The 229-nt window shown below is 54.1% G+C and carries 1 protein-coding gene; it reads left to right on the top strand.

The window, feature by feature from the left end:
• Positions 1-229, top strand: a 229-nt coding sequence (locus KMS84_RS40845; RefSeq protein WP_256921703.1) for a TrbM/KikA/MpfK family conjugal transfer protein, incomplete at both ends; no start/stop codon positions are given.

Genomic DNA, 229 nt, shown 5'->3' with positions numbered 1-229 from the left:
CAGTAATGAGGACGCATGTGGCGCAACCCTTTGTCTGCTTGGCATGTCCCGCGATGGTGATTGCAACAAATATCTCAAGCGCTATTTCAGCATCGTGAGATTCAAGCACGGGCACTTCAGCCCTTCACGCACTGCCGCTGCTCGAGGGAATTTCGTGGCGCAATGCGTTGGTGATCAGGCTGGGGCCAAAAAAGCAAACGATCAGTGGGGAGGCTCACGCAATGGATTC

Origin of the sequence: Streptomyces hilarionis (assembly GCF_024539675.1) — a bacterium.
Classification (GTDB): Bacteria; Actinomycetota; Actinomycetes; order Streptomycetales; family Streptomycetaceae; genus Streptomyces; species Streptomyces hilarionis.
The sequence above is the reverse complement of the archived record's forward strand: the minus strand, read 5'-3'. Positions and strand labels throughout refer to the sequence as shown.